The 7,327-nt window shown below is 31.0% G+C and carries 11 protein-coding genes; all 11 read right to left on the reverse strand.

Annotated features, from left to right (window positions below):
* Positions 1-28: 28 nt before the first annotated feature.
* Positions 29-442, reverse strand: coding sequence for an Rrf2 family transcriptional regulator (locus tag E6139_RS21590; protein ID WP_316405612.1), 414 nt, complete (start codon positions 440-442; stop codon positions 29-31).
* A gap of 99 nt (positions 443-541) precedes the next feature.
* Positions 542-688, reverse strand: a complete 147-nt coding sequence (locus E6139_RS21595; RefSeq protein WP_316405613.1) for a cyclic lactone autoinducer peptide — start codon at positions 686-688, stop codon at positions 542-544.
* Between the two features lie 23 nt (positions 689-711).
* The gene (locus E6139_RS21600; RefSeq protein WP_316405614.1) at positions 712-1,206 is read right to left on the reverse strand and encodes an accessory gene regulator B family protein; all 495 of its coding nucleotides are present in this window, start codon (positions 1,204-1,206) and stop codon (positions 712-714) included.
* A gap of 17 nt (positions 1,207-1,223) precedes the next feature.
* On the reverse strand, positions 1,224-2,432 hold the full coding sequence (locus E6139_RS21605; RefSeq protein WP_316405615.1) for a hypothetical protein: 1,209 nt from the start codon (positions 2,430-2,432) through the stop codon (positions 1,224-1,226).
* Between the two features lie 11 nt (positions 2,433-2,443).
* Positions 2,444-3,181: a LytTR family DNA-binding domain-containing protein gene (locus E6139_RS21610; RefSeq protein ID WP_316405616.1), complete on the reverse strand. Its 738-nt coding sequence runs from the start codon at positions 3,179-3,181 to the stop codon at positions 2,444-2,446.
* Entirely contained in the window at positions 3,171-3,449 is a 279-nt protein-coding gene (locus E6139_RS21615; RefSeq protein ID WP_316405617.1) for a helix-turn-helix transcriptional regulator, read from the reverse strand. The genes E6139_RS21610 and E6139_RS21615 overlap by 11 nt, the downstream gene beginning before the upstream one ends.
* A 97-nt stretch (positions 3,450-3,546) precedes the next feature.
* Positions 3,547-4,245 carry an HAD family hydrolase gene (locus tag E6139_RS21620; RefSeq protein WP_316405618.1) on the reverse strand — a complete coding sequence of 233 codons (699 nt, stop codon included), beginning with the start codon at positions 4,243-4,245 and terminating at the stop codon, positions 3,547-3,549.
* Between the two features lie 12 nt (positions 4,246-4,257).
* Positions 4,258-5,025, reverse strand: coding sequence for an AfsA-related hotdog domain-containing protein (locus E6139_RS21625; protein WP_316405619.1), 768 nt, complete (start codon positions 5,023-5,025; stop codon positions 4,258-4,260).
* A 10-nt stretch (positions 5,026-5,035) separates the two neighbouring features.
* Positions 5,036-6,238 carry a beta-ketoacyl-[acyl-carrier-protein] synthase family protein gene (locus tag E6139_RS21630; protein ID WP_316405620.1) on the reverse strand — a complete coding sequence of 401 codons (1,203 nt, stop codon included), beginning with the start codon at positions 6,236-6,238 and terminating at the stop codon, positions 5,036-5,038.
* Entirely contained in the window at positions 6,238-6,468 is a 231-nt protein-coding gene (locus tag E6139_RS21635) for a phosphopantetheine-binding protein (RefSeq protein WP_316405621.1), read from the reverse strand. The genes E6139_RS21630 and E6139_RS21635 overlap by 1 nt, the downstream gene beginning before the upstream one ends.
* Before the next feature lie 20 nt (positions 6,469-6,488).
* Complete coding sequence (locus E6139_RS21640; protein WP_316405622.1) at positions 6,489-6,926, reverse strand: hypothetical protein; 438 nt, start codon at positions 6,924-6,926, stop codon at positions 6,489-6,491.
* Between the last annotated feature and the right edge of the window lie 401 nt (positions 6,927-7,327).

The following is a 7,327-nucleotide window of genomic DNA, read 5'->3' on the forward strand; positions in this document are numbered from 1 at the left end:
TCAAAAAAAAACTCATTACAAGTTTTTTTTACATTAGATCACTTAGCGTATAACCTTTTAAATAATTAAGCATGCTGCTCTCTGCATTTGTTAAAATGTCAGTGCCCTTAGCAAACATTTTTCCAACAAAGTCAGGACCATCCTTAAGGTTATTAGGTATTTTGAATAAGGGATTTCCTTTTTCAATAGCATCAAATACCTCAAATAAAGTCGTAGCACTGATTGGCTTAACTAAGGCAATACCACCTTTTACGCCTTCTTTTGATTCAAGCAGTCCAGAATGAATTAATTTTGATATAACCTTTGATACCGTTGGCACTGGAACTTCTAATTTTTCGGAAATTATTCTCTTTGACAGGTAATCATGGCAGTGGTCCTCATTATTAATATGAATGAACAGAATAACTTCGACCGCAAGTGGAAATGATGTTGAATAAGACATAAAAAAACCTCCTCTCCAACTAAAATTTATAACTCAACAAACAGTATATATCATATATGTAGTTTGTCAAGAAACTTTCTAGTTGGAAAGAGGATTACCTTATTTCACTCTGAAACTTTTCAGTCCATCTGGTTTTTTTGGTTCGTGAAAAATGAATGAGCATCTTTGGTTTGCTGAAACAATTGTTGTCAAAAGCACCAGTAAATTTAATCCTTTGTAACCATTTTTGATTAGAAATTTTTTCATTTTTTTAAGCCTCCTGATTCAAATTATTTTGTTAATACAGTGATATACAATGAAACCAAAATACTTTTTGATAAAAAAGTATTCTTTAATATTAATGCCAACAGTAAAAAAACTACTACCATACCTATTTTTTTTAGAGCTTTTTCACTATTTCTAAATAGCAGTACAGCTATTAAAAATAGTAGCAATGACAATGAAATCTCTGAAAATAATGTGAGTGAAATAGAAAAAAATAGGACTAAAGCAAGTAGCATTATACCTACAGAAATCAGGAAACACTTCCAGAAAGTCTTGGCATGTTTGCCACCAATAAAATTCCTAAAAAAACTCATAAATAGATATATTGATAGGGTCTCCAAAATCGTATCAGAAATTATTGATATTAGTACTAGTGAAGTAAAAACTACAGACTTTTCCAATAACACTTGTATGGAATACAACAATACTTCTTCTTGATTTGTCCATCCGCTATTATATTTTAATAGTTTAAAAGCAATTTTTTTTGATATACGCTCCAAAATAGTTTGAGCCCCTTTTAGTTTTTTGAATAAATCACGCAGATATCTAATCTGTTATCACTTTCATCAATATTGAGAAAAACATCGAAATTTTTTTCAATCTGTTTTAAAAAAAGAACATCACTCGAAACTTTTTCTACATCGTAATTCTTTTCTTCAAAACAGCAGACCATATTGATGACACAAGAGTTTTGTTGCTCAAATACTCTTAGTTTTATTTCCTTATTAAGTTGAACTTTGGATACTTCAATTCCGATTTCTAATAAGGTTATTAATGAAATTTGAGAAGAATGATTTTCAAAAAAGTTGCTGCTAGAAGACAAATCAATTATTTTTTTTATTGTTACCTCGTTGCTAATGAAAAACTGATCGAAGTAATTTAAAACCAAGTCTAAATATAAATCTGATATTCTGGAATTTATTAGACATATATTCGATAAATGCATTATTCTTTCCAATTGAAAGACTAAGTCTTGATTCTCTTTTTGATCAATCGAACTAAGAGAATTGAGTAGTATTCTATTTTGGTTATGAATCATTTTATGGAAATTTTCATAAGATTTGTTATAACTTTCAGATAAAAATTCTTTGTGCAAAATATTTCTTGAACTTAACTGTAACTTTTCATTTTTATTTTTTTCGAAGAGTAACTCTCTGAGAAGTATAAAGAAATTACAACTCATTAAAACGACAATACAGACCAAAAATAATTGTGATATTTTTTTTGATGCCCAGACATAATAAATTAGAAGATACACTAATACAACAAAGAATATCGCCAAAAATACTATTGTGGAGAATCCAAGAGTGCGATTTAATATTACCGATTTCATACAAATGTAGACAAGAAATCTAAGGAAAATCGCTAGTAAAAAAAACACCTCTGTGACAAATGAAGATTCCAAATCCATTTGAGTTGTCATTAAAATGTAATAGGCAATAACCTCGGATATTGTATTTATTACAATGATTATGACTCCCCAAACAATTTGGAAAGAGTTTAAATGCATAAGAATAGTTTGAAAAAGAGTTATCACTAATAATAAAACCAGACTATTAACATATGGTGGAAACTCAATAAAGAAGTGAAGATACAGCATAGTGACTCCGACAAACTGAATTCCAATTTTCTTAAACTCTGACATTTTTCTAGGGTGAGAAAATAATCTCAACATTGCATAGATCAAATATGTCTCAAAGAAAGTTAGAATTATTGATGTGATCACTATGATACAGCTCATTTCCAAATCTCTTTAATCTTATATTTGTGGTAGTGTTCCTTAAATGAAGTTAAATATCTTCTACTAATTGCAATTAGCATCCCATTGCTCAAGTAAACTCGACCAGAATAGACTTTACTTATATGGTCAATATTAATTATTGTATCCCTATAAATTTGACAAAAACTCGATTTATCTAAACTATCAAAAAAAGGTTTCATTCTACCCAGAATAGTGTATTCACCTTCCGATGTATGCAATTTCAATTTTTTCTCTTTGGAAGATTCGACTTTTACCAAAATAATCTTTGAGCTACTTAACCACATTTCTCTTTTACTGTGATATTCCTTAAAACTAATTAAATCAGTTTGCTGGTTCTCAAATTCGTCAATCAAGTAGAAAAGAACGGTTTTTAGCTGTGTTGGATTTATTGGCTTCAATAAGTAAGAAATCGGAAATGCTTCGAAAGAATCAAAAACATATTTCGGGAAACTTGATACAAAAACAATTTTTATAAATCTATACTCTTTTTTCACAAGTCTGCCAAGTTCTATACCATTTTCTTCCCCAATCTCAACATCCAAAAAAAGTATATCTATTCTTTTCTTATCGTTCACTATTGATTCTAGTAAGGAGTCTTTACTCTCAAAAATATTAATACTGGTTGAATCAGTATGCAGCAATTTATAAAGTTCAGAAGAAAGATTCTCACTATCTTCTCGATTATCATCGCAGATACCAATATTAACCTTCATCAGAACTCTCCTCTACACCAAGAAATTCCCAATAGTAGATGTATCTTTTATCAATAGAAGCTCTCTTTTTAGGGGCAGATACATCTGTTATTCCTACAATATAATCTATACTTGTCTTGTATAGAAACGATAACTTAACAACAGTTTCTAAAGGAACATTCCTGATTCCGTTCTCATACATCGAATAAAGTGATTGACTACAATTTAATATTTTACAAAGTTCTGTTTGGGAAAGTCTATTTTCAACCCTTAACTCTTTAATATTCATTAACATCACCACGTTAATTTTACTAAACAATATTCTGACAAATCAAAAATATGCCTATTTGTGATATTCTTTATTTTAAAAAAAAATAAATAAACAGCTATTTTTCCCACAATTGATTTTCTTCTATTTCACGATCAATTTTCATTATTAATTCCACATCAATATCATTTACAGATTGGACAATATGTTTGACACCAGTTCTTTTCATATCGTCTTTTTGATATCCCCAATCATGATCCGCTGGAATTCCAATAAATGGAACATTTAAATCTTTTGCGACCTCAGCAACAGTATTCACATCATCAATAAACAAAACTTCACTATATTTTAATTTATGAAATTCTGTAGTTATTTCTTTTATGCCAGGACGAAAATCATTGGTACAAATATATTTCGTGAAATATTTAAGATAAGGCTTAAAGTCATCGATAATTTCATTCTCAGGCAATCCACCATAGCAAATCATTTCTATTCCTAGTTTTGAAATTCTCTCTAAAAATTCAGGCACCCCATTAATTAATCCATTTGGATTACTACTCATATAGTTATTTCTCTCTTCAAAATAGTACTTAATTAAATCAGTCTGTACCATTACTGGAATTTTTTTAGCATCAATTTTAAAATTTTGTAAGACATATTGCAAAGACTCTTCACGAGGTCTTGAAAACATATTTCGCTCTAACTCACGAGTATATGGGTATCCGAATTTTTTTGCTAAAGTATGGAGTATTGGACTAAATGTATCCTCTAAAAGAACTCCGTCGATATCGCATGCGATCAATTTAATATTTTTCACTTTATTAACTCCTTATATTTTTCTATAGTCATCTCGGTTTTGATAATTTATTCCTGTTCCAAAACCTTTTAAACACAGTTTTTCATTTTGATAAACTGCATGCACTGTGAAACCGGTACCTGCTTTTTTTCCAAATGAAATTGTTTGAATAATACAGGATGAATTTCGATTAACAAAATTCTTGTATAGCTTTCTTTCTTGTAAAACAATGAAAATTTTCGATGTTTTCTCGGATAGATTAAGGCTCACTGTAGAACATTGCCTACATATTTCATTTAATATGGTTGACTCAACATGATCCTCATGAACATGATCCAGAATTATTTCATCGGTCTGATAATTCGCCTCAAAGCAATAATGAGATGAATCTGATACCTTGTAGACTCTTTTTAGCATCACATTATCCTGTTTATCTTTGTGCACTAATTTTTTATCTATATTAAATCCGTTCATATCTAAGTTAATTCTGTAATCCAAAGGTAAGCCAATTTTATCAATAACTTCAAAAACATCATTTGCTGTAATTCTATTTGGAGAGTATTCTTGTATTACTTCTTCATGAGATTTCCCTATAATTTTATCTTTGATAGATTGAAAATGTATCAAGTCGGGACCATAAATACTTACATCCTTTTCCAGAATTTTCAATACTGTCAGTATTTGTTTGAAATTAGATAGAAATATTAGTTTGCTTTCTAAACTCTCGCTATTATCTTTTTTTGTGAGGCATATCGTATACTTATTATGATAATCTGTGCTAACGAACGAAGACTCTTTCATGAGAACACTCCTATATTTTTTTAAATAATAACGCTCCGTTATGACCACCAAAACCGTATGATGCTGATATCGCTGTATTAATTTCGCAATGTGCTGTTTGAGGAACTAATCTTAAGTTTTCAATAGGTTCAACGATATTATTCTTATGAACTACATTATTTTTTATTGAATGAGCGCATACCGCAGCTTCTATCGCTCCACTGGCTCCGAGACTGTGTCCCAAAAAGCCTTTGGTTGAATTAATCAATGGTTGAGTTGCTTTATCACCAAATAGTTCAATGAACACTCTTGTCTCTACTTCATCATTCAATTTTGTACCGGTACCATGCGCATTATAATAGTCAATTTTCTCATTTCCTATTAAGTCTTTTAGCATCTTTTTTACGAAAAAACCATCACTTTTTATATTTAGTACACTATGTGCTTCGCATAGTGATTCATAGTTTACAATCTCGCAATAAATGTTGGCGTTCCGACTCATTGCACTCTCATAATCTTCAAGTACTAAACAGCAGCCACTTCCTTCATTAAATAGAAACCCGCTTCTTTTTTTTGAGAATGGTAACGGAATTCCATTATCAGATTTATCCAATACAGTCAGAGAATCGAAGTTTTTTATCATCGATAAGTTTTTGTCAAATAAATACTCCAGACCACCACAAATTACTACATCACTATGGCCATTCCTAATTTTTCTAAATCCTTCACCAATAGCATAGGTGGATGAAGCGCAAGCAGTATTAATTATCTGATTATCTCCGTACAACCCCAAAGCTATTGATATCCAAGCGCTCGGTGCATTTGGCATACTCATAGGGCTTATCATACGGTTTATTCCTGCACCATTTATATAGTTTTCGTAGTTTTCAAAAACATCACCTAAATGATTTACTGCAATACCCAATATCACTGATATCTCATTTTCTTTGTCAACCATTAGCCCTGAATCATCAATCGCTAGTTCAGCGGCTTTAATTGCCAATAAAGAATTATCTGTTACTAACCTCGAGTATTTCTTCTCAAGTCCTAAATCACTTGATTCGACTTTGGGGATATAGAACTTTGATCTTATCTTGAAACGCTCTCTTAAACTATCAGGAATTTTTTTTGTAATTGATTTGGCATTACCATACAAATTCCCAAAGAACTCTTCACAACCAATACCCAACTGGTTTACTGGCCCCAATCCAGTAATAACTACTCTTCTACTCATTATAATGGGACTTCCAATCTTTTTATCACATCAGAGACAGTCTCTATATTCTCTAACTCAACATCAATTAAATCGAGATTAAACTCGTCCTCGATTGATGTGATAAGTAATAAAAAACGCATTGAATCAAAATCCAAATCTTCTTTAAATCTTGAATCAAGCTTTACTTCTTTTGGATCTCCTTCCTCAATTAAGACTTCTGTAACTATTTCCAACACTTTCTCTTCCATTTAAAAATCCTCCTCTATTATTAAACACAAAATTTTAATTGAATATTTGCGACTTCGTAATCTTCTACAGTAAGTTTACTATCGACAAGGAGCGTCTCTTTGCTGCTGTCAATAATATTAACGTCAATTGATAAATCGCATTCAGGATGAACCGAGTGGTAAAATTCAGCTTTTTTAATCCCTTTGACATATATCCTTTTCTTCTTTTCTACCGAATCCGAAAGTATCATAAGTGTCGCCACTTGAGCCGCCGATTCAATCAACAGCACTTCAGGCATAATCAATTCCTCACTGTACAAGCAATCAAAGAAGGGCTCTTCCCTGATTATTTTTTTTTTTCCAACGGCTTGTTTGTTTGCTATAAGATTTTCAATAGAATCAACCATCAGAAATGGAAATTTTTGAGGAATCAATTTCAAAATTTCTTGATGATCTAATTTACCAAACTTATGATCCATCGCTCTCTCCTTTCTTCTACAAAGTCAAATCGATTCCTAATAGATTTTTAAAGATAACGATCTGTACTTATGATTTTATTGCGACCGCTCCTCCCAAAACAATATGTAGAAAAAGGTTTTATACCTAACCATCCGCAAACGGTTCTACACTTTCCGTTTAAAGCAGAAAACTACTACTGCTAACAAAGCAAAATGACGGAATCTCTAACTAAAAAATACAACTGATATAAAATGCTTATTATCAATAAGCATTTTATTCCGTTAAACACTCAGATATAGATACGTCCAATTTCTTTTCCTATTGGTGTTAGGATGATTTAGTGGACACATTTTGGGAGAGGACTATAATATCCTCGAACGAAAGGAAGTTCACCAAATGAAAAAGTACAGCCCAGAAAGAA

The sequence above is a fragment of the Enterococcus sp. genome, assembly GCF_032555305.1.
In the GTDB taxonomy this organism is placed as follows: domain Bacteria; phylum Bacillota; class Bacilli; order Lactobacillales; family Enterococcaceae; genus Enterococcus_A.